Raw genomic sequence first — 19,795 nt, forward strand, 5'->3', positions numbered from 1 at the left:
TCAGGCGGGGTCCACTCCCCAGCTGTCGTCCTCCTGCCGCCGACGTCGGTCCTCCTCCTCCCACGCCTCGTTGCGGCGCCGGGCCTTCTCGAGGGCCTGCGTCGCCTCCTCACGGCTCTGGTAGGGCCCCATCCGGCCCTGCCAGGAGCTCTGCCTGCCCTGCTCGACCTCCCCGGTCGACGGGTCGTAGAACCACCGCGCTGCCTGGGTGGGGTCCTGGTCCTCGCTCATCGTCGCTCCCTCCGGTCCGTCGGGCTGGCTGCCCGTCCTGCTCACCCTGGCGACGATCCGGGTGCGACGCACGCCGGCCCGCCCGTCCGTAGACTGCCAGGCATGCCGACCGCCCATGCGCCGACGGGCACGCTCGTGCCCGGGACCCTCAGCCCGATCCGCACCGTCCCGAGCCACATCTCCCGCCCCGAGTACGTGGGCAAGGACCGTGAGCTGCCGTTCACGGGATCCGAGGTCAAGGACGCCGAGACCCTCGAGCGCATCCGTGTGGCCTCACGCATCGCGGCGCAGGCCCTCGCCGAGGTCGGTCGCCATGCGGCTCCCGGGGTGACCACCGACGAGCTCGACCGCATCGGCCACGAGTTCCTGTGCGACCACGGCGCCTACCCCTCGACCCTGCACTACCAGCCGCACCCTCAGCAGGTGCCCTTCCTCAAGTCGCTGTGCACCTCGGTCAACGAGGTGATCTGCCACGGTGTGCCCGACTCGACGGTGCTGCAGGACGGCGACATCGTGAACGTCGACATCACCGCGTACCTCGACGGGGTGCACGGCGACAACAACGCGACCTTCCTGGTGGGCGACGTCGACGAGGAGTCGCGCCTTCTGGTCGAGCGCACCCACGAGGCCATGATGCGCGGCATCAAGGCCGTGGCCCCCGGGCGCGAGGTCAACGTGATCGGCCGCGTGATCGAGAAGTACGCCTCACGCTTCGGCTACGGGGTGGTGCGCGACTTCACCGGCCACGGCGTCGGTGAGACCTTCCACTCGGGGCTGATCGTGCCCCACTACGACTCGGCCCCCCACCACGCCGACGTCATCCAGCCCGGCATGGTGTTCACCATCGAGCCGATGATCAACCTCGGCACCCACGAGTGGGACATGTGGGAGGACGGCTGGACGGTCGTGACCAAGGACCGACGACGCAGTGCGCAGTTCGAGCAGACCCTCGTGGTGACCGAGACCGGAGCGGAGATCCTGACCCTGCCATGAGCGATCAGACCCATCCTCAGCGGCACCCCTCGGGTGCCTTCGGCATCGACATCGGCGGGTCCGGCATCAAGGGCGCCCCGGTCGACCTCGTGGTCGGCGAGCTCAGCGCCGACCGGGTGCGCATCCCGACCCCGCAGCCCGCCACCCCGGACACCGTGGCCGCGACGGTCGCCGAGCTCGTGAACTCCTTCGACCTGCCCCGCGACGTCCCCGTCGGCGTGACGTTCCCCGCCGTCATCCAGCACGGCGTGGCGCGGTCGGCGGCCAACGTCGACGACTCGTGGATCGGCACCGACGTGAGCAAGGTCGTCGCCAGGGCCACGGGACGCCACGTGCTGGCGGTCAACGACGCCGACGCCGCTGGCTACGCCGAGACCCTGTTCGGGGCGGCGCGCGGTCGCGAGGGCACGGTCCTGGTCGTGACCCTGGGCACCGGCATCGGTTCCTGCCTCGTGGTCGACGGCACCCTCGTGCCCAACACCGAGCTGGGCCACCTCGAGATCGACGGGCACGATGCCGAGAGCCGCGCCGCGGACTCTGCGCGCGAGCGCGAGGACCTGAGCTGGGACCAGTGGGCCGAACGCCTGCAGCGGTACTTCCGCGTGGTCGAGGACCTCCTCTGGCCCGACCTCATCGTCGTGGGCGGCGGCGTGTCCAAGAAGCACGAGAAGTTCCTCCCGTTGCTGGACCTACGCACCCCGATCGTCCCTGCGGGCCTGCGCAACGCCGCGGGCATCGTGGGTGCGGCTGCGCTCGCCGCGCACGGCACCGTCCTGGACTGAGCGGAGGTCGGGCGGTCCGGTCGAGGTCTGCCGGCTGCCCTGGCTGCCTCAGGCGTCGATCTGCGTGTCGCGGCTCGACGCGGTCCGGTCGGCGGGCTCGGCGTCGAACATGTGGGTGAGGCCGAGCAGGTCCAGGACCTCGGTCACGACCGCGGGCGGATCGACCAGCGTGACGGCCAGCCCCTCCTCGCGCCCGATGGTGCAGAACTGGATGAGGAAGGCGATGCCCGTCGAGTCGATGAAGGTGACCTCGCGGGTGTCGATCACCACCGGAAAGCCGCGGTCCAGCGTGCGCGAGAGAGCGGCTCCGGCCTCGTGGCGCAGGGCCTCGTCGATCTCGCCCCACAGCCGGGCGATGGTGCTCTCCGGCGTCTCGCGCACGGTGATGCCACCGACGGGAGGCTTGCTGGTGTCACTCATGGGGTCGCCTTCGTCTCTCGATGAGCGTCGTCCACGCGGAGCTAGCCATCGCATCGTCTGGGGCGCCTCACCAGAGCAGGGTCCGGGCACGGGAGAAGGCGACCACCACGCTATCGCACGCAGGTCGGCGACGCACACATCCTCAGGATGCGGGAGACCGCGGGCGGTGTCACCGTGGGTCGATGAGTGACACGCTGCCCGAGTCCTTCGACCCCGCCCAGCCAGACCTGCCCACCAAGGCGGTCGACCCGGACCCCGTCCCGGAGAAGGACGAGTCCGCCGAGCACGAGCCCAAGCGGACCGCCGAGACCTCGTAGGTCGGTCCCCGCGGGCCCCTGACGCCGGTGTGCCCGGAGGGCGGATGAGTCGGCCGGTACGCCGGGTTCTGTCCCCGCGCGGGGTCTCCCCTGCGCGGGTGGCGGCCATCCCTCTACGACGTACGTTGCCGCACGCCTCCAGCGGCCTACCCGGGAGCTCGGGCGAGCAGCCCTCGAACGCTCCCTGTCTGGCCTTGCTCCAGGTGGGGTTTACCTAGCCGCACCGGTCACCCGGCACGCTGGTGGTCTCTTACACCACCGTTTCACCCTTACCGCTCGGGCCCGGCCGAGGCCGGACCGTCACGGCGGTCTGTTCTCTGTGGCACTGTCCCGCGGGTCACCCCGGGTGGGCGTTACCCACCACCTCGCTCTACGGAGCCCGGACGTTCCTCGGCAGGTGCGGCGGACCGCACCTGACGCGACCGCCTGGCCGACTCATCCGCATCACCAGGCTACCGCCCCTCGGGCGTGACGGCGGTCACCGACCCCGTGGGCGGCGTCCTGGCAGCTCTCCGTCGGGCCATAGCCTTCGACGGTGCTCGTGCTCCTCCCGCCCTCCGAGGGCAAGACCGCGCCCCGCCGCGGCAAGCCCGTCGACCTCAGCTCACTCAGCGCCCCGGGTCTCACCGAGCCGCGGACCCGCGTCCTCGAGGCCCTGCTCGAGGCGAGCGCCCGGCCCGACGCCGTCGACCTGCTGGGCGTCGGGCCCTCCCTGGCGGCCGAGGTCGAGCGCAACCTCGATCTCCGCGCGGCGCCGACCGCCGCGGCGCGGTCGGTCTACACCGGGGTGCTGTACGGCGCGGCCCGCCTGGACGACCTGCCCGCCGCGGCACGTCGTCGGGCACGGGCCTCGGTGCGCACGGTCTCCGCCCTGTGGGGTCTGGTCTCCCCCGAGGACCGCATCCCCGCGTACCGGCTCTCGATGGGCACCGACCTGCCCGGGATCGGCCGGCTCGCCCAGCACTGGCGCCCCGCGCTCCGCGCCGAGCTCGACCCCGAGGCCAGCCACCGCCTCGTCGTGGACTGCCGCTCGGCGGCCTACGCGGCGGCCTGGCCGGTCCCCGCGGGAGGCCCGGGCCACGTGAGCGTCGTGGTGCACCGCGAGGCCGAGGGGCGCCGGACGGTGGTCTCTCACTGGGCCAAGCACACCCGCGGGGTGCTGACCCGGCACCTGGTCACGCGGGAGGGCACCGCGCCCCGTTCCCCCGAGGAGCTGCTCGACGCGGCCGGGGAGCTGGTCGGCGGCGCGCTGCTCGACGCCGGGCTCACCGAGGGACCGCGCGGGTCGAGCACCCTGGCCCTCGTCGTGGCTGACCCGACCGGGGCCCCGGTCTGAGGCTCAGCGCGAGGTGACCGCGGGGCTCGCGCGACGCGCGTGCCAGGCGTCGCTGGGCATCCCGAGGGCGACGAGCTCCCTGCTGCCGTCGGGCCACCACCGCAGCACCGTCGCCGAGGCCGGCAGCACGCGCAGCCACGACCACGCCTCCCCCGGCATGCCGAGGGTCCGCCCGACCGCCGCTCGGATCGCCATCGCGTGGCTCACGACGACGACGGTCCGGCCGACCCCGCCGTCGAGCAGACCCTGCAGACCGGCCCCGACGCGCTCACCGACGTCGTCGAGCGACTCTCCCCCCGGGGCCCGCACCGCGGTGTCCTCGTACCAACGGCGCAGCTCCCCGGGCCGCCCGTTCTCGACCTCGGCGACGGGCAGGCCCTCCCAGTCGCCGAAGTGGCACTCGGCGAAGGCTGCATCGGTCTGCACCGGGAGCCCGAGACGCCGACCGACCGCCGTCGCGGTCTCCTGCGTGCGGACCATCGGCGAGGCGACGAGGGCGCTCGGATGGGGCAGGTCGGGCCACAGCTCACGACCCACCCGGAAGACGAGGTCGGCGGCCTGGGCAGCCTGCACGCGCCCGGCCGGGGCGAGGGGCGGGCCCGGCACCGAGGAGCCTGACATCGCCTTGCCGCGCGTCAGCGTGGTCTCCCCGTGCCGCACCAGCACCACGCTGACGGGCTCGGCGTCGTCGAACCGCATCGCGGCCCCCGAGGGCCTCCGCTCGCGCGCCCCCGCCGGGGTCGAGGCCCCAGCCGTCATCGAGGAGCGTCCGCCCCGCGGACCAGGATGCGGCTGCACTCCTCGCACCGCACGACCTGCTCCTCGGGGGCGGCCTTGATGTGCTCGACATCGCTCGGGTTGAGCTCGAGGCGGCAGCCCTCGCAGCGACGACCCCGCAGCGCCGCGACACCGACCCCGCCCTGCTGGGCTCGCACCCTGTCGTAGAGGGCGACCAGCCCCGCGTCGAGCCCTGCGGCACGCTGCTCCCGCTCGGCGGCCACCTGCGCGGCCTGCTCGTCGAGGTCGGCCAGGACCTTCTCGAGCTCGGCCGCGGCGGCCTGCTGCTGCTCGAGGATGTCGTCCCGGGCGCTCGTGAGGTCCGCCAGGGCGGTCTCGTGGGCCTCGAGCCGCTCCATGACCTCGAGCTCGACCTCCTCGAGGGCCGCCTGGCGCCGGGCCAGGGCCTCGAGCTCGCTGGTCAGGGCCTGGGCGTCCTTGGCGTTGGCCCCGGCGTCGAGTCGAGCCTGGTCCCGGTTCGCGCGGCTGCGCACCTGCTCGACGTCCTGCTCGGCCTTGGTGAGCTCGCGGCGCAGGTCGCTCACCGCGGTCCGTGAGGTGACGACCGCGCTCTCGACGTCCGCCAGGCGCGAGGAGAGCTCGGTCACGGTCTGGTGCGCGGGGTGCTTGGCGCGCTGGTGGGCGATCTGGGCCGCGCGGGTGTCGAGGGCCTGGACCTCGAGGAGCCGGTGCTGGTCGGCGACGGGGGCGGTGCTCACGGCTGGGATCCTCCAACGGACGGGTCGGCGGGTGAGGCGAGGCGCGCGGTCCACGGGTCGGTGCGGCGGGTGCTCACCCGGGTCTCCACCGTAGTGCCCGCCCCGTGGGCCACGTGCAGGTCTGCGGTGAGCCGCCGAGCGGCGTGCTCGAGCCAGGGCCACTCGCTCGCGAAGTGGGCCACGTCGACCAGGAACGGCCGCCCGTCCGCGGCCGGTCGCCCCTCGCGGAGGGCCTCGATCTCGGCCCGCTCGCGCAGCTCGGAGGCCGGGTGGTGCCGCAGGTCAGCGGTGAGGTACACGTCTGCCCCGCTGGCACGGACGGCGTCGAAGAGCGAGTCCCCCGACCCACCGACCACCGCGACCCGCTCCACCGGCGCGTCGAGGTCACCCGCGACACGCACCCCCTGGGCCGTGCCGGGCAGGGCCTCGGCCACGACGCGGGCGAAGGCGCCGAGGGTGGCGGGGCTCGCGAGGCGCCCGACCCGGCCCAGCCCGGTCTCCCCCGGCAGCGCTGCCGGCTCCAGGACGTCGAAGGCCGGCTCCTCGTACGGGTGTGCCGCACGGAGCGCGGCGAGGACCGCGGTGCGCCGCCGGCGCGGGGCGAACATCTCGACACGGGTCTCCGCGACCTGGGCCCGGACCCCGACCTCGCCGATCGCCGGCTCGGCGCCGGGACCGGGCACGAAGGTGCCAGCACCCGTCGTCGTCCAGGCGCACCGGCTGTAGTCCCCGAGGGCACCGGCGCCCGCCTCAGCCAACGCGTCCACGAGGGCCTCGGCGTCCTCGGCGGGCACCAGCACCACGTGCTTGTCGACCGGCGCGCCCGGGATCGGGACCAGGGGCTCGAGGTCCACCAGGCCGACGGCCAGCGCCAGGGCCTCGGCGACCCCGCCCGGGGCGGAGTCGGCGTTGGTGTGCGCGACGTGCAACGCGCACCCGGCCTGGATCAGGCGGTGCACCAGCCGACCCTTGAAGGTCGTCGCGGCGACCGAGTGGACGGGACGCAGCAGCAGCGGGTGGTGGGTCAGGAGAAGGTCGGCCCCCCAGGCGATCGCCTCGTCGACCACCTCGGCGGTCGGATCGACCGCGAGCAGCACCTTGGTCACCGGCTGGTCGGGGTCGCCGCACACGGTCCCGACGGCATCCCAGGACTCCGCCGTGCTGGGGGGGTAGCGGTGGTCGAGGATCGCGACGACGTCGGCGAGGGTCAGGTGCTCAGTCACGTGACCGACGCTACCGGGAGCGTCGCCAGCGCAGAGGCACCAGGAGCGAGCCGCGATGCGGCGGGGAGGTGCGGGTGGGCCCGGCCGGTCTCGAACCGACGACCTCCGCGGTGTAAGCGCGGCGCTCTGACCAACTGAGCTACAGGCCCGACGACGATCGCACAGCCTACCGGTGGGTCAGGGCTTCGCGGGTGCGCGCCTCGAGCCGCGCCTCGTTCCAGATGGTCCACGGCTCGTGCTCCGCCGCCGCGGTGGCGCTGACGGGCGCGCTCGCCCCGGAACCGCCGTGCCAGAGCCGCAGGTCGTCGTCAGCACCCATGACGAGGCGTACCTCGGACAGGCGCGAGTCCCTCTCGGCGTCGTACGCCGGGGACACGCCCATCAACGGCCAGCGCCTCTTGGAGATCCCGAGCCCGGAGAGGGCCACGGGGTCGAAGAGCCTCGGGGCCGCGGTCACCGCGGCGAGGTCGGTGGCCAGCGTCCCCACCAGGTCGAAGACCTCGACGAGGAACCCCGCTCCGCCGAGGTCGACGATCACCCTGCTGAAGGCGAACTCAGAGCCGCGTCCGGCGAAGGTCGCCGGGGCAAGACGTCGCGTGATCGGCTCGTCGGCCAGGAACAGCGGCACGGCGAAGACCGATCCCGGCTCGATCTCGACGAGGCGCCTGCGGCTCATGCGAGTCCGGCGAGGGCCGCCCGGTACGCCCCCAGCTCACGGGCGCGCCCCGGCGGGTTGACGACGCTCCAGCGGACGATCCCGTCGGCGTCGACGAGGAACGACCCGCGCCGAGCGAGCCCTCGGTCCCCGTCGAAGACCCCGAAGGCGCTCGCCGCCTCGCCGTGCGGCCAGAAGTCCGAGAGCAGGTCGAAGGTGAACCCCTGCTGCTCGGACCACGCCCTGAGGGTGTGCACCGGGTCGCACGAGACGGCGAGGAGCCGCACCCGTGCCTGCTCGAAGTCCTCGAGGTTGTCGCGCAGCTCGCACAGCTCCTGGGTGCAGGTCCCCGAGAAGGCGAACGGGAAGAAGACGACGGCGACCGCGCCCCCGCGCAACCCGGTGAGGCGCAGCGGTGTGCCGTGCGTGTCGAGCAGCTCGACGTCAGGGGCGACGTCCCCCGGACGCAGAGGCGTGGAGGACGTCATCGACGAAGGGCCTCAGACCTCAGCGCCCGCGGCCGCGGGTACCCAGGCGCGTGGCCGACCAGTCCGCGGCGATGGTCAGGGTGCTGGTCGCGTGCAGGCCCGCGGTCGTCGCGGCCTCCTCGATGTCGCTGTGCCCGACGGTGCCTGCACGCCCGGGCTTGAGCGTGAGGAGCCAGATCGAGCCGCCCTCGTCCAGGACGGTCCGGGCGTCGACGAGGGCGTCGGTGAGGTCGCCGTCGTCCTCACGCCACCAGATGACCACGACGTCGGTGACGTCGTCGTAGTCCTCGTCGACCATCTCGGACCCGGTGATCTCCTCGATCCCCAGGCGAAGGTCCTGATCCACGTCGTCGTCGTAGCCGAACTCCTGGACCACCTGGCCGGACGAGAGGTTGAGCCGGGCTGCGCCCGCTCCGCTCTGGCCGCCCGCAGGCTCCGCGGTCGATCCCACTGGTGTGCCGTTCCCTTCGTCCGTCATCTCGTTCCGCCGTGCCCGCACCCGGTGCTGGGTGGGCTGCGGCTGCCACACGGTAGCCCACAGCATCCCGCACGCGTGTGGCAAGCGCCACATGCGGGACGGGTGTCGCGGACGTCACGTCCCAATTGTCGGATCACCAGGGCCCTCGGTGTGACTTTCCCCCGTCCGACGGCAGAGAATGGTCGGACGACCGCGAACCACCGGTGCCTACGCACGCCCGGAGGCCGCGGGCCGACCCGAGCACCGAGCCGACGGCGTCCGACCGGACCCGGCGCAGGTGCGGACGACGAGGTGAGGTTGCTGGTGGCTGCACGTGACACGACGGGCCCGCTGATCAACGGTCTGCTCAGCCAGGTCCCGGACATCGATCCGGACGAGACCGGTGAGTGGATCGAGTCCTTCGACGGCCTGGTGGACGAGCGTGGTGGGCCCCGGGCCCGGTACGTCCTGCTCAACCTGCTCAAGAGGGCCCGGGAGCGCAACGTCGCCGTCCCGACCTCGATCAACACGCCGTACGTCAACACGATCGGCGTGCACGAGGAGCCCTACTTCCCCGGTGACGAGGTCGTCGAGCGCCGGTACCGGAGCTGGCTGCGCTGGAACGCGGCGGTCATGGTGACCCGCGCCCAGCGCCCCGAGATCAGCGTGGGCGGGCACATCTCCTCCTACGCCTCGGTCGCGACCCTGTACGAGGTCGGCCTCAACCACTTCTTCCGTGGCAAGGACCACCCGGGCGGCGGCGACCAGATCTACTTCCAGGGCCACGCGGCCCCCGGCGTCTACGCCCGCGCCTTCCTCGAGGGCCGGATGAGCGCCGAGCAGCTCGACGGCTTCCGCCAGGAGGTCTCCGCCGAGAGCGGCGGGCTGTCCTCCTACCCGCACCCGCGCCTCATGCCGGACTTCTGGGAGTTCCCCACCGTCTCGATGGGCCTGGGCCCCGCGTCGGCGATCTACCAGGCGTGGGTCAACAAGTACACGCACAACCGTGGCATCAAGGACACCGGCGAGCAGAATGTCTGGGCCTTCCTCGGCGACGGCGAGATGGACGAGCCCGAGAGCCGCGGCATGCTCCAGCAGGCCGCCCAGCAGGGCCTGGACAACCTGACCTTCGTCGTCAACTGCAACCTGCAGCGCCTCGACGGCCCGGTCCGCGGCAACGGCAAGATCATCCAGGAGCTCGAGGCCTTCTTCCGCGGGGCCGGCTGGAACGTCATCAAGGTCGTGTGGGGCCGTGAGTGGGACTCCCTGCTCAACGCCGACAAGGACCGCGCGCTGGTGAACCTGATGAACACCACGCCCGACGGCGACTTCCAGACCTACCGTGCCGAGAACGGCGCCTTCATCCGGGAGCACTTCTTCGGTCGGGACCCGCGCACCAAGCAGCTCGTCGAGAAGATGACCGACGACGAGATCTGGGCCCTCAAGCGCGGTGGCCACGACTACCGGAAGATCTACGCCGCCTACGCCGCCGCGCAGGCCCACACGGGCCAGCCGACGGTCATCCTCGCGCACACCATCAAGGGCTACGGCCTGGGCACCAACTTCGCCGGCCGCAACTCGACGCACCAGATGAAGAAGCTCAAGGCCGACGACCTCAAGACGCTGCGCGACTCGCTGCGCATCCCGCTGACCGACGAGCAGCTCGAGGCCGACCCCTACGCCCCGCCGTACTACCACCCGGGCGAGGACGCCCCCGAGATCCAGTACATGATCGAGCGCCGCAAGGCCCTCGGCGGGTTCGTCCCCGAGCGGCGCAGCCGGTACACCCCGGTGACCCTGCCCCCCGAGAAGTCCTACGAGGTGCTCGCCAAGGGCTCGGGCCAGCAGCAGGTGGCCACGACCATGGCCTTCGTCCGGCTCCTCAAGGACCTGATGAAGGACAAGGAGTTCGGCCACCGCATCGTGCCGATCATCCCGGACGAGGCCCGGACCTTCGGCCTGGACTCGATCTTCCCGAGCGCGAAGATCTTCAACACCCAGGGGCAGAACTACCTGGCTGTCGACCGAGAGCTGATGCTCTCGTACAAGGAGTCCGAGACCGGGCAGATCCTGCACACGGGCATCAACGAGGCCGGCTCGGCCGCGGCCTTCCAGTCGGTCGGCACGTCGTACGCGACCCAGGGCGAAGCCCTGGTGCCGGTCTACATCTTCTACTCGATGTTCGGCTTCCAGCGGACCGGGGACCAGTTCTGGGCCGCGGGCGACCAGATGACCCGCGGGTTCATCATCGGCGCGACCGCCGGGCGCACCACCCTGACCGGTGAGGGACTGCAGCACGCCGACGGCCACTCGCCGATCCTCGCCGCGACCAACCCCGCCGTGATCCACTACGACCCCGCCTACGGGTACGAGATCCGCCACATCGTGCGCGACGGACTGCAGCGCATGTACGGCGAGGACTCCCGCGACCAGAACGTCATGTACTACCTGACGGTCTACAACGAGCCGATGACCCAGCCGGCCGAGCCGGAGGACGTCGACGTGGACGGGATCCTGCGGGGCATCCACCGGGTGCACACCACCGAGGGCGAGGGCCCGCGGGCTCAGATCCTCGCCTCGGGCGTCGGGGTGCCGTGGGGCCTGGAGGCCGCCGAGCTCCTCGCCGAGGACTGGGGCGTGCGGGCCGACGTCTGGTCGGTCACGAGCTGGAACGAGCTGCGCCGCGACGGCATCGCCGCCGAGGAGCACAACTTCCTGCACCCGGGCGAGGAGCCGCGCACCGCCTACCTCACCGAGAAGCTGGCCGACGCGCAGGGCCCCTTCGTCGCGACGACCGACTTCGACCACATGGTGCCCGACCAGGTCCGGCAGTGGATCCCGGGCGAGTACGCCACCCTGGGCGCGGACGGCTTCGGCTTCTCCGACACGCGCCAGGCCGCGCGCCGTCACTTCAAGATCGACGGGCCCTCGACCGTGGTCAAGGTGCTGCAGCTCCTCGCGCGCCGTGGCGAGGTCCCGGCCGACGCCCCGGCGCAGGCCATCGAGAAGTACCGCATCCACGACGTGCGTGCCGGCTCCTCGGGGGTCGCCGGCGGCGACGCCTGAGCCCCTCGGGCCGGACAGGACGACCTCCTGTCCGGCCCGGGGCCGCGCACGGCACGCACGACGACGCCCGGTGCACCTGAGGGTGCACCGGGCGTCGTCGTGGCTGCGGGGTCAGCCCCCGTGACGGCCGAGGGGGATCAGGTGCCCGTGAGGTGCTGCTCGGCCTCGGCCACCGTCTGGGCGAGCTCGGCCTTGAGGTCCGCGACCTCGCGCTGGTCGGGGTAGAGGTCCAGGGCCTGCAGGTGCTGCTTGGCCTCGAGCGGACGATCCGCCTCGATCGCAGCGAGCACCAGGTGCCGGGCGATCTCGGGGGTCTGCTCGCGTACCCGCCAGTGGCCGACGCCGAGCCCGAGGGCGTCGACCGGCGCACCGGCCTCGCGCAGGACGGCGAGGCCCTCGGCCAGGCCGTGGCCCGAGGAGTCCCGCTCGGCGGCGGTGGCGAGCCGCCGGATCGCGCCCTCGTGGTCGTCGTGGATCGACAGCCGTGCGAGCTCGACCAAGGGGTACCAGGCGCGCGGGTGGCCGGCGAGCTCCTCAGCGAGGGCCCAGACCGCCAGGTCGGCCGCCCGCTGCTTCTCGACCTCGTCCTGCGGAGCGGTCAGCGGGTCGCCGTCGGGCCCGACCTCTGCCGCACGTCGACGCACGATCTCGGCGAGGGCCTGGAAGGCACGGACGTCGTTCGGGTCCTCCCCCAGCATCGCGCGCACGGCGTCCTCGTGGACGGTGTCGCGGCGTCGGACGGAGGTCGGGCGTCGTACGCCGACCCGCGACGCCGACACCGGTCGGCGGATGAGGCGACGGAGCCGTGGGAGCAATGCCATGACCCGACGATAGCCGCACTCGCCCCGCGGCACCGGTCGACGGGCACCCGGGTCCTGCTGATCTCCAGGACCCGGCACCGGGGCACCTTGTGCGCTCCCTACAACGGGGCGGCCCCGGGGCAGCCGTGCGGGCCCTATGCTCGCTGCCATGTCAGGGACGGCCTCGCGCGATCAGGCGCACACGCTGCGCCGGCTCCATGACGGCAGCGGCCTCCTCTCGGCGGCCGCCCTGCGCAAGCTCGACGAGACCCTGCCCTGGTACCGCGCCCTCCCGGCCGAGGACCGCTCCTGGGTCGGCCTGGTCGTCCAGGCCGGCATCTCGAGCTTCATCTCGTGGTTCTCCGACCCGAGCACCCCCCCGCACGGGGCGAGCGACATCTTCGCCGCCGCCCCCCCGGAGCTGACCCGCTCCATCTCTCTCCAGCACACGTTGCAGCTCGTGCGGCTCATCGTCGAGGTGGTCGAAGACCACAGCGACCGCCTGGCAGCCCCCGGTGGCGAACGGGACCTGCGCGAGGCGGTCCTGCGCTACTCCCGCGAGGTGGCCTTCTCCGCGGCCGAGGTCTACGCCCGGGCCGCCGAGGTACGAGGGGCGTGGGACGCCCGCCTCGAGGCCCTCGTGGTGGACGCCCTGGTCCGTGGGGACGCCGACGACGCCCTGCGCTCCCGGGTCGCTGCCCTCGGGTGGAGCGGGCACGGCAGCGCGATCGTCATGGTGGGCACCACCTCCTCCCCGCTCGACGAGGTCCGCGCGGCCGAGCTGCGCCGGGCGACCCGTCGCGCCGCGGACGACGCCCTGGTCGGGATCCAGGGTGAGCGTCTCGTCGTCGTGCTCGGCGGGGACGGGGACCTGCGCGCCGCGGCTGCCTCATTGCTGGGGCGCTTCGGCCCCGGACCCGTCGTGCTAGGACCTGCGGTGGCGAGCCTCGCCGAGGCCGGCCGGTCCGCCGCTGCGGCCCTCGCCGGCCTCGCCGCAGCGCCCGCCTGGCCTACCGCACCCCGGCCCGTCGCAGCCGACGACCTGCTCCCCGAACGCGTGCTGGTCGGGGACCTCGTCGCCCGGCGCACCTTGGTCGAGCAGGCCTACGAACCGCTCGTCGCCGCAGGCGGGGCGCTCCTCGACACCCTCGCCGCCCACGTCGAGCACGGCCGGTCCCTCGAGGCAGCCGCCCGCGTCCTCTACGTGCACCCCAACACGGTGCGCTACCGGCTGCGCAAGGTCGCCGAGGTCACGGGGTGGGACCCGCTCGACGCGCGCGAGGCCTACGTGCTGCAGACCGCCCTGGCCCTCGGGCGGCTCGACTCCCCCCGCCCTCCGGCGGCCCCCGCCGACCGGACGCGCCCGTGACCGCCGTCGTGAGCCGTGGCGGGCCGAGCCCGCACGACTTGTAGGTATCGGACAACACCACCGGGTGAGGTTGGTACCCGTCGTGGCCGGGGGGCGCCGCCGGGCCTGGGGCACAGTGGTCCCGTGCTCGCCGTCCTCTGCCCTGGTCAGGGCTCCCAGACCCCCGGCTTCCTCTCCCCGTGGCTCGAGCTCGAGGGGGTCGAGGACCGCCTCGCGACCTTCTCCGAGGCTGCGGGGACCGATCTGCGTACCCACGGCACCGTCTCGGACGCCGAGACGATCCGGGACACCGCCGTGGCGCAGCCCCTCATCGTCGCGGCCTCCCTGGTCGCCCTGCGCGCCCTCCTCGACGACCGCCCGGCCGTCGGGACCGTCGACGTGACCGCCGGCCACTCGGTGGGCGAGCTCTCGGCCGCAGCCGTCGCCGGGGTGCTGACGGACCGTGACGCGGTGTCTCTCGTCACCCGGCGCGCCCAGGCCATGGCCGAGGCCGCAGCCCTCGGACCGAGCGGGATGAGCGCCGTCGTCGGCGGTGACCCCGAAGAGGTCCTCGCCGCGATCGAGGCCGCTGGCCTGCACCCGGCCAACGTCAACGGCGGCGGCCAGGTCGTCGCGGCCGGGGACCTCGAGAGCCTGGCCCGCCTCGCCCAGGACCCACCTCCCCGAGCACGGGTGATCCCGCTGCAGGTGGCCGGGGCGTTCCACACCCCCTACATGCAGCCGGCCCACGCGGCCTTCGCCCCGGTGGCCGCCTCCTGGACGGCCTCGGCCCCCACCCTCGCCCTGCTCTCGGACGCCGACGGCACCGTGTACGGGTCCGGCGGCACGAGCGCCCCCGCGACCGGCCCGGCCGTGCTGACCCGGTTGGCCGACCAGGTGGTCGCCCCCGTGCGCTGGGACCTGTGCCAGACCACCCTCCTCGAGCTCGGGGTGACCGGTGTGGTCGAGCTCGCCCCGGCAGGGGTGCTCACGGGACTGGCGCGCCGTACGCTGCCTGGCGTGGAGACCGTGGCCGTGAAGACCCCGGCAGACCTCGAGGCCGCCCGCGACCTCGTCCAGCGGCACAGCACCGGCGTCGCCGGCACCGACCAGGAGGTCCAGGCGTGACCCGACCGACCCTGACCCAGGCCAGCGGCCCGGCCTTCTCCCGCATCCTCGGCCTCGGGGCCGTGCGCGGCGAGCACACCGTCACCAACGACGACGTCGCAGGCCCGATCGACTCCTCGGACGAGTGGATCCGCCAGCGCACCGGCATCGTGACCCGTCGCCGCGCCTCTGAGGGCAGCGACGTCCTCGACCTCGCCGAGGTGGCCGCCCGCGCGGCCATCGAGGACGCCGGGCTCACCGGGGCGGACATCGACGCCGTCATCCTCTCGACGGTGACCTACTTCCACCAGACCCCCGCCGGGGCCGCCGTGCTCGCCGACCGGCTCGGGGCGACCCCCGCGGCGGCCTTCGACATCTCCGCCGCGTGCGCGGGGTACGCCTACGGAGTGGGCCAGGCCGACGCCCTGGTCCGGTCAGGCAACGCCCGGCACGTGCTGGTGATCGGCGCGGAGAAGATGAGCGACTTCATCGACCCGAGCGACCGGTCGATCTCCTTCCTGCTGGGCGACGGCGCGGGGGCGGTCGTCATCGGCCCGTCGGACACCCCCGGCATCGGCCCGACCGTCTGGGGCTCGGACGGTTCGATGGCCCACACCATCCGCCAGACGCAGTCCTGGAAGGAGGCCTTCGCCCAGGACGGCACCTGGCCGACCCTGCGCCAGGAGGGTCAGTCTGTCTTCAAGTGGGCCGTGTGGCAGATGGCCCCGGTCGCCGAGAAGGCCATGGCCGCAGCCGGCGTGAGCGCCCACGACATCGACGCCTTCATCCCCCACCAGGCCAACATGCGGATCATCGACCAGATGATCAAGCAGCTCAAGCTGCCGGAGACCGTCGTCGTCGGGCGGGACATCGCGGACACCGGGAACACCTCGGCAGCCTCGATCCCGCTGGCCACGGAGCGGCTGCTCCGCGAGGGTCAGGTCGAGAGCGGGGCCCTGGCCCTGCAGATCGGCTTCGGGGCAGGGCTGGTCTACGCGGCCCAGGTCGTCGTCCTGCCCTGAGCCTCACGGCGAGCCCTGCGGGCGCGTCGCGACACGTCCGAGCACAATCGTCAGCGCCCGACCGGGCACCGACAGCCACCACAAGGAGACACACACCATGGCGTACAGCGAGCAGGAGATCCTGACCGGCCTGGCCGAGATCGTGAGCGAGGAGACGGGCCTGCCCACGGACTCGGTCTCGCCCGAGAAGTCCTTCACCGACGACCTCGACATCGACTCGCTGTCGATGATGACCATCGTCACCCTCGCCGAGGAGAAGTTCTCGGTCCGCATCCCCGACGACGAGGTCAAGAACCTCACCACCGTCGGTGACGCCGTCAGCTACATCAACGGGGCCCAGGGCTGACCCTGCCCCTCGACCGGGTCGGGGTCCGTCACCGCGTGGACCCCGACCCGTCGCCCCGCCCCGCAGCCAGCACCGCCCAGGAGGAACGTTGACCACCGCACGCGATGTCGTCATCACCGGACTCGGCGCGACCACGCCCCTGGGCGGGGACGTGGCGAGCACCTGGGCCGCAGCCCTCGCCGGCACGTCCGGGGCCCGCACGCTGGAGAACGACTGGGCGGATAAGTACCAGATCCCCGTCTCCTTCGCCGCGCAGCTCGCGGTCACCCCCGACCAGGTGATGCCACGTCCCGAGATCAAGCGCATGGATCCCTCGGCCCAGTACGCGGTGATCGCCACCCGTGAGGCCTGGGCCGACGCGGGTGCCCCCGAGGTCGCCCCCGAGCGGCTGGGTGCCGTGGTCTCCTCGGGCATCGGCGGGATCTGGACCACCCTGGATGCCTGGGACACCCTGCAGGAGAAGGGCGCACGCCGCGTGCTGCCCATGACCGTGCCCATGCTCATGCCCAACTCGCCCGCCGCCTACGTCGAGCTCGAGCTCGGCGCCCGCGCGGGGGCCCACGCCCTGGTCTCGGCCTGCGCTTCCGGAGCCGAGGCGATCGGCTACGCGGTCGAGATGATCCGCAGCGGCCGGGCCGACGTCGTCGTCGCTGGAGGTACCGAGGCGGCCATCCACCCGATGCCGATCGCGGCCTTCGCAGCCTCGCGCACCCTGTCCTTGCGGAACGACGACCCGCAGGGCGCCTCGCGACCCTACGACGTCAAGCGCGACGGCTTCGTGCTCGGGGAGGGCGCGGGGATCGTCGTGCTCGAGAGCGCCGAGCACGCCGCGGCCCGGGGAGCCACGGTGCACGCGCGCATCCCCGGGGTCGGGCTGAGCTCGGACGGCTACCACATGACCTCCCCCGAGCCCGAGGGTCGGGGGCAGATCGCCGCGATGACCGCGGCCCTGGCCGAGGCCGACGTCGCCGCCAAGGACGTCGTGCACGTCAACGCGCACGCGACCTCGACGGTCGTCGGTGACCTGATCGAGGCACGCAGCGTGCGCGGGGTGCTCGGCGCTGACGCGGACCACGTCGCCCTCTCGGCCACCAAGTCGATGACCGGCCACCTGCTGGGTGGGGCCGGCGCCCTCGAGACGATCTTCACGGTGCTCGCCCTGCGTGACCGCAAGGCACCCCCGACCATCAACGTCGACGAGCCCGACCCCGAGCTGGTGCTGGACCTGGTGCGCTCGACGCCGCGCGATCTCCCTGCGGGGCAGATCGCCGCCGTGAACAACTCCTTCGGCTTCGGCGGGCACAACGTGGCCCTGGTCGTCACCAGCGCCTGAAGACCTCCGCCCGTCCCCGACGGGTCGCGCGCGGCTGACGGGCTCCGCGAGTCAGCCGACGCGGTGGAGCCAGCGCACCGGCGCTCCGGCCCCCGCGTAGCGGAAGGGCTCGAGCTCGTCGTCCCAGGCCTGGCCGAGGGCCAGATCGAGCTCGCGACGCATCCGCTGGGGACTCGTCACGTGCTCGAGCGCGGCTCGGATGCGGTCCTCGGGGACCATCGTGTTGCCGTGCACGTCGGTCACGGCGTGGAAGATGCCGAGCTCGGGCGTGTGGCTCCACCGGGCACCGTCAGAACCGTGGCTGGCCTCTTCAGTCACCTCGTAGCGGAGGTGGGTCCAGCCACGCAGTGCCGAGGTCAGTCGCGCGCCGGTCCCCTGGGCGCCCTGCCACGAGTGCTCGGCCCGGTACATGCCCGGGGCAGCAGGCTGCTCGGTCCAGTCCAGGCTCAGGCGCGCGCCGAATATGCCCCCTGCCGCCCACTCGATGTGGGGGCACAGAGCTCGTGGTGCTGAGTGCACAAAAAGTACACCGCGGGTGATGGCACCGGCCATGACAGCCCTCCTGACGGGTCGAGGTTCGTCTTCCCCAACGACCTCATCCCGTTCCGGGAGAGTGCACGATCTTCGCGGCGTGCTCCGACAAGCATGCACGATCATGGGCGCCGGGCGCCACCCCGACCCGCCGTGGAGTCAGGCGAGCTGTTCGCGCATGTCCCGCATGGCCTTCTTGCGGACGGACCGCTCGAGGCGATCGAGGTAGAGCATCCCGTCGAGGTGGTCGACCTCGTGCTGAAGGCACCTCGCCATCAGCTCGGTGCCCTCGACCACGACCTCCTTGCCGTCGAGGTCCTCCCCCACGACCCGGGCGTACCAGGCCCTCTTGGTGGGGTACCACAGGCCCGGGACCGAGAGGCAGCCCTCGTCGCCGTCCTGGTACTCCTCCTCGGAGACCTCGACCAGCCGTGGGTTGAGCACGTACCCGAGGTCGTCGTCGATGTTCCAGGAGAAGGCCCGCAGGTTCACGCCGATCTGGTTGGCGGCCAGTCCGGCACGCCCTTCGGTGTCCACCGTCTCGAGCAGGTCCTCGACCAGCGAGCGCACGCGGGCGTCCACCTCGGTGATCGGCTCGCAGCGCGTGCGCAGGACGGGGTCTCCGACGGTACGGATCTCTCGCATGGCCATGGCGCCCATGATCCCACGGACCAGCAGCAGCCCGCCCACCGCCACGGCGTCCTCGCAGGAGGAGCCGTCAGGCCGAGGCCGCCCCGGGACGGCTCATCGCCGTGGCGGCGCGCCGCTCGAGCCGGTCCCCGAGGTACCCCGGCGACGTTGCCACCAGCGCCAGCCGGCAAGGACGAGAGGCAGCATGCGCAGAAGTCTTCCCATGCGGCCACTGTGCGGTCACGGCCCGGCTCGCGCCACCTGAGGAGCCGCTCGGTCGCCCTCGGTGCCCCCTCGGCACCGCGGGCCCTCGACGTGGGCCAGGTCGACGCGCGGGCTGGCGCCGGGAGTCCTAGTCTCGCAAGGAGAAGGCGCCGGACCAGCAGGCCGGTCGCCCCACCGGACGAAGGAGGCGCACCATGCGCATGAAGGCAGCATTCCTCGTCGGCGGAGCCGTGGGCTACGTGCTCGGGACCCGCGCCGGCCGGCAGCAGTTCGACAAGATCCGCAGCAAGGCCCAGGAACTGTGGGAGGACCCGCGCGTCCAGGACGGCATCTCGGACGTCGAGCACCGCGCGAGCGACCTCGTCCGTGAGAAGGGCCCCGAGATCAAGGAGAAGGTCACCGGCGCCGTGAAGTCGGCCTCCGAGCAGGTCCGCGGCGGCAAGGACCAGGACAGCGGCACCAACGGCACCGCGTCGAGCTCGACGACGGGTTCCGGCACCGTCTGAGCCGGACATCCTGAGGGCGGGGTCGCGCGCACCAGCGTGGTGACCCCGCCCTCGGCATGTGCCACGCCCGGTGACAGATCCGCACGGCACACTGGGCGCATGCTGCAGACCGCGACCCTGGCCCTCGGGGGCCTGCTGACCATCTCCGGCGCGGCCCTGCTCGTCCTCGCGTTCAGGCACGGGCAGGCGCGGCGCACCGACGAGGAGCGTCGTGTCTTTCGCTACGCCGTCGGCTGCCTCGCAGCGGGGTCGGCACTGTTCCTGGTGACGACCGTGACCAGCGGGCCCTGAGGACTGGTCGTCGGAGGATGAGCCGTGATCGGCGCGGGGTGGGCCAGGTGGGGCTTGAACCCACGACCGACGGATTATGAGTCCGCTGCTCTGACCGGCTGAGCTACTGGCCCTCGGGCGTACAGGCTATCGGCACCCCGGCTCGACCGGGAGGCGCCGGGTCCCGTGCGGGCGCCGGGGGCCTGCGCCGGT

23 protein-coding genes, 2 tRNA genes and 1 other RNA gene are annotated in these 19,795 nt (G+C 72.9%); 12 read left to right on the forward strand and 14 right to left on the reverse strand.

From position 1 onward, the window contains the following. The gene (locus J4G33_RS02395) at positions 1-231 is read right to left on the reverse strand and encodes an SPOR domain-containing protein (RefSeq protein WP_208054273.1); all 231 of its coding nucleotides are present in this window, start codon (positions 229-231) and stop codon (positions 1-3) included. Positions 232-333: 102 nt separating this feature from the next. On the opposite strand from J4G33_RS02395, the gene map reads away from it, so the two are divergent. Both map and ppgK read left to right on the forward strand, forming a co-directional pair. Continuing rightward, positions 334-1,224, forward strand: a complete 891-nt coding sequence (map, locus tag J4G33_RS02400) for a type I methionyl aminopeptidase (RefSeq protein ID WP_208054274.1) — start codon at positions 334-336, stop codon at positions 1,222-1,224. Continuing rightward, positions 1,221-2,006: a polyphosphate--glucose phosphotransferase gene (gene ppgK, locus J4G33_RS02405; RefSeq protein ID WP_208054275.1), complete on the forward strand. Its 786-nt coding sequence runs from the start codon at positions 1,221-1,223 to the stop codon at positions 2,004-2,006. Before map ends, ppgK begins: the two co-directional genes overlap by 4 nt. Positions 2,007-2,054: 48 nt before the next feature. Here ppgK and J4G33_RS02410 read toward each other — a convergent pair whose 3' ends face one another. Then, positions 2,055-2,426: an STAS domain-containing protein gene (locus J4G33_RS02410; RefSeq protein WP_208054276.1), complete on the reverse strand. Its 372-nt coding sequence runs from the start codon at positions 2,424-2,426 to the stop codon at positions 2,055-2,057. A 182-nt stretch (positions 2,427-2,608) separates the two neighbouring features. Here J4G33_RS02410 and J4G33_RS02415 point away from each other — a divergent pair, with 182 nt between their 5' ends. Next, complete coding sequence (locus tag J4G33_RS02415) at positions 2,609-2,743, forward strand: chromosome partitioning protein (protein WP_208054277.1); 135 nt, start codon at positions 2,609-2,611, stop codon at positions 2,741-2,743. 41 nt (positions 2,744-2,784) lie between these two features. Here J4G33_RS02415 and rnpB read toward each other — a convergent pair. Then, positions 2,785-3,181, reverse strand: an RNA gene (rnpB, locus tag J4G33_RS02420) — RNase P RNA component class A. A gap of 97 nt (positions 3,182-3,278) precedes the next feature. Here rnpB and J4G33_RS02425 point away from each other — a divergent pair. After that, positions 3,279-4,079: a YaaA family protein gene (locus J4G33_RS02425; protein WP_208054278.1), complete on the forward strand. Its 801-nt coding sequence runs from the start codon at positions 3,279-3,281 to the stop codon at positions 4,077-4,079. A gap of 3 nt (positions 4,080-4,082) precedes the next feature. Here the strand turns inward: J4G33_RS02425 and J4G33_RS02430 are convergent, their stop codons facing one another. The 7 genes from J4G33_RS02430 to J4G33_RS02460 form a co-directional block, all read right to left on the reverse strand. Then, positions 4,083-4,838 carry a histidine phosphatase family protein gene (locus tag J4G33_RS02430; RefSeq protein WP_208054279.1) on the reverse strand — a complete coding sequence of 252 codons (756 nt, stop codon included), beginning with the start codon at positions 4,836-4,838 and terminating at the stop codon, positions 4,083-4,085. Next, entirely contained in the window at positions 4,835-5,575 is a 741-nt protein-coding gene (locus J4G33_RS02435) for a zinc ribbon domain-containing protein (protein ID WP_208054280.1), read from the reverse strand. The genes J4G33_RS02430 and J4G33_RS02435 overlap by 4 nt, the downstream gene beginning before the upstream one ends. Next, positions 5,572-6,798 carry a Nif3-like dinuclear metal center hexameric protein gene (locus J4G33_RS02440; RefSeq protein WP_208054281.1) on the reverse strand — a complete coding sequence of 409 codons (1,227 nt, stop codon included), beginning with the start codon at positions 6,796-6,798 and terminating at the stop codon, positions 5,572-5,574. The genes J4G33_RS02435 and J4G33_RS02440 overlap by 4 nt, the downstream gene beginning before the upstream one ends. Positions 6,799-6,873: 75 nt before the next feature. Continuing rightward, positions 6,874-6,947: transfer RNA gene (locus J4G33_RS02445), tRNA-Val, on the reverse strand. Positions 6,948-6,964: 17 nt separating this feature from the next. Next, positions 6,965-7,474 carry an Imm26 family immunity protein gene (locus J4G33_RS02450; protein ID WP_208054282.1) on the reverse strand — a complete coding sequence of 170 codons (510 nt, stop codon included), beginning with the start codon at positions 7,472-7,474 and terminating at the stop codon, positions 6,965-6,967. Beyond that, positions 7,471-7,941, reverse strand: a complete 471-nt coding sequence (locus J4G33_RS02455) for a peroxiredoxin (RefSeq protein WP_208054283.1) — start codon at positions 7,939-7,941, stop codon at positions 7,471-7,473. The genes J4G33_RS02450 and J4G33_RS02455 overlap by 4 nt, the downstream gene beginning before the upstream one ends. 19 nt (positions 7,942-7,960) lie before the next feature. Further along, positions 7,961-8,392 carry a DUF3052 domain-containing protein gene (locus J4G33_RS02460; protein ID WP_307793686.1) on the reverse strand — a complete coding sequence of 144 codons (432 nt, stop codon included), beginning with the start codon at positions 8,390-8,392 and terminating at the stop codon, positions 7,961-7,963. 330 nt (positions 8,393-8,722) lie between these two features. On the opposite strand from J4G33_RS02460, the gene aceE reads away from it, so the two are divergent. Continuing rightward, positions 8,723-11,464, forward strand: a complete 2,742-nt coding sequence (gene aceE, locus J4G33_RS02465; protein ID WP_208054284.1) for a pyruvate dehydrogenase (acetyl-transferring), homodimeric type — start codon at positions 8,723-8,725, stop codon at positions 11,462-11,464. Positions 11,465-11,601: 137 nt separating this feature from the next. Here aceE and J4G33_RS02470 read toward each other — a convergent pair whose 3' ends face one another. Further along, entirely contained in the window at positions 11,602-12,285 is a 684-nt protein-coding gene (locus J4G33_RS02470; protein ID WP_208054285.1) for a hypothetical protein, read from the reverse strand. Between the two features lie 148 nt (positions 12,286-12,433). Between J4G33_RS02470 and J4G33_RS02475 the strand changes: the two genes are divergently transcribed. From J4G33_RS02475 to J4G33_RS02495, 5 genes are all read left to right on the forward strand, one after another. After that, positions 12,434-13,633 (forward strand): PucR family transcriptional regulator, encoded by a 1,200-nt coding sequence (locus J4G33_RS02475; protein WP_243758368.1) that lies wholly within the window; start codon positions 12,434-12,436, stop codon positions 13,631-13,633. A gap of 123 nt (positions 13,634-13,756) precedes the next feature. Further along, a complete protein-coding gene (locus J4G33_RS02480) occupies positions 13,757-14,740 on the forward strand; it encodes an ACP S-malonyltransferase (RefSeq protein ID WP_208054287.1) in 984 nt (327 codons plus the stop codon). Continuing rightward, positions 14,737-15,741 (forward strand): beta-ketoacyl-ACP synthase III, encoded by a 1,005-nt coding sequence (locus tag J4G33_RS02485; protein ID WP_208054288.1) that lies wholly within the window; start codon positions 14,737-14,739, stop codon positions 15,739-15,741. The genes J4G33_RS02480 and J4G33_RS02485 overlap by 4 nt, the downstream gene beginning before the upstream one ends. 97 nt (positions 15,742-15,838) lie before the next feature. Next, complete coding sequence (locus J4G33_RS02490; protein WP_208054289.1) at positions 15,839-16,087, forward strand: acyl carrier protein; 249 nt, start codon at positions 15,839-15,841, stop codon at positions 16,085-16,087. 88 nt (positions 16,088-16,175) lie between these two features. Then, complete coding sequence (locus J4G33_RS02495) at positions 16,176-17,420, forward strand: beta-ketoacyl-[acyl-carrier-protein] synthase family protein (RefSeq protein ID WP_208054290.1); 1,245 nt, start codon at positions 16,176-16,178, stop codon at positions 17,418-17,420. A gap of 51 nt (positions 17,421-17,471) precedes the next feature. Here the strand turns inward: J4G33_RS02495 and J4G33_RS02500 are convergent, their stop codons facing one another. Then, positions 17,472-17,972: a DUF3145 domain-containing protein gene (locus J4G33_RS02500; protein ID WP_208054291.1), complete on the reverse strand. Its 501-nt coding sequence runs from the start codon at positions 17,970-17,972 to the stop codon at positions 17,472-17,474. Positions 17,973-18,110: 138 nt separating this feature from the next. Beyond that, positions 18,111-18,602, reverse strand: coding sequence for a peptide deformylase (gene def, locus J4G33_RS02505; RefSeq protein WP_208054659.1), 492 nt, complete (start codon positions 18,600-18,602; stop codon positions 18,111-18,113). Between the two features lie 404 nt (positions 18,603-19,006). Here def and J4G33_RS02510 point away from each other — a divergent pair, with 404 nt between their 5' ends. Both J4G33_RS02510 and J4G33_RS02515 read left to right on the forward strand, forming a co-directional pair. Continuing rightward, entirely contained in the window at positions 19,007-19,312 is a 306-nt protein-coding gene (locus tag J4G33_RS02510; protein WP_208054292.1) for a YtxH domain-containing protein, read from the forward strand. A 99-nt stretch (positions 19,313-19,411) separates the two neighbouring features. Continuing rightward, the gene (locus J4G33_RS02515) at positions 19,412-19,603 is read left to right on the forward strand and encodes a hypothetical protein (protein WP_208054293.1); all 192 of its coding nucleotides are present in this window, start codon (positions 19,412-19,414) and stop codon (positions 19,601-19,603) included. Between the two features lie 39 nt (positions 19,604-19,642). On the opposite strand, the gene J4G33_RS02520 is transcribed toward J4G33_RS02515, so the two are convergent. Then, positions 19,643-19,716: transfer RNA gene (locus tag J4G33_RS02520), tRNA-Ile, on the reverse strand. Positions 19,717-19,795 lie beyond the last annotated feature (79 nt).

Origin of the sequence: Actinotalea soli (assembly GCF_017565425.1) — a bacterium.
GTDB lineage: Bacteria > Actinomycetota > Actinomycetes > Actinomycetales > Cellulomonadaceae > Actinotalea > Actinotalea soli.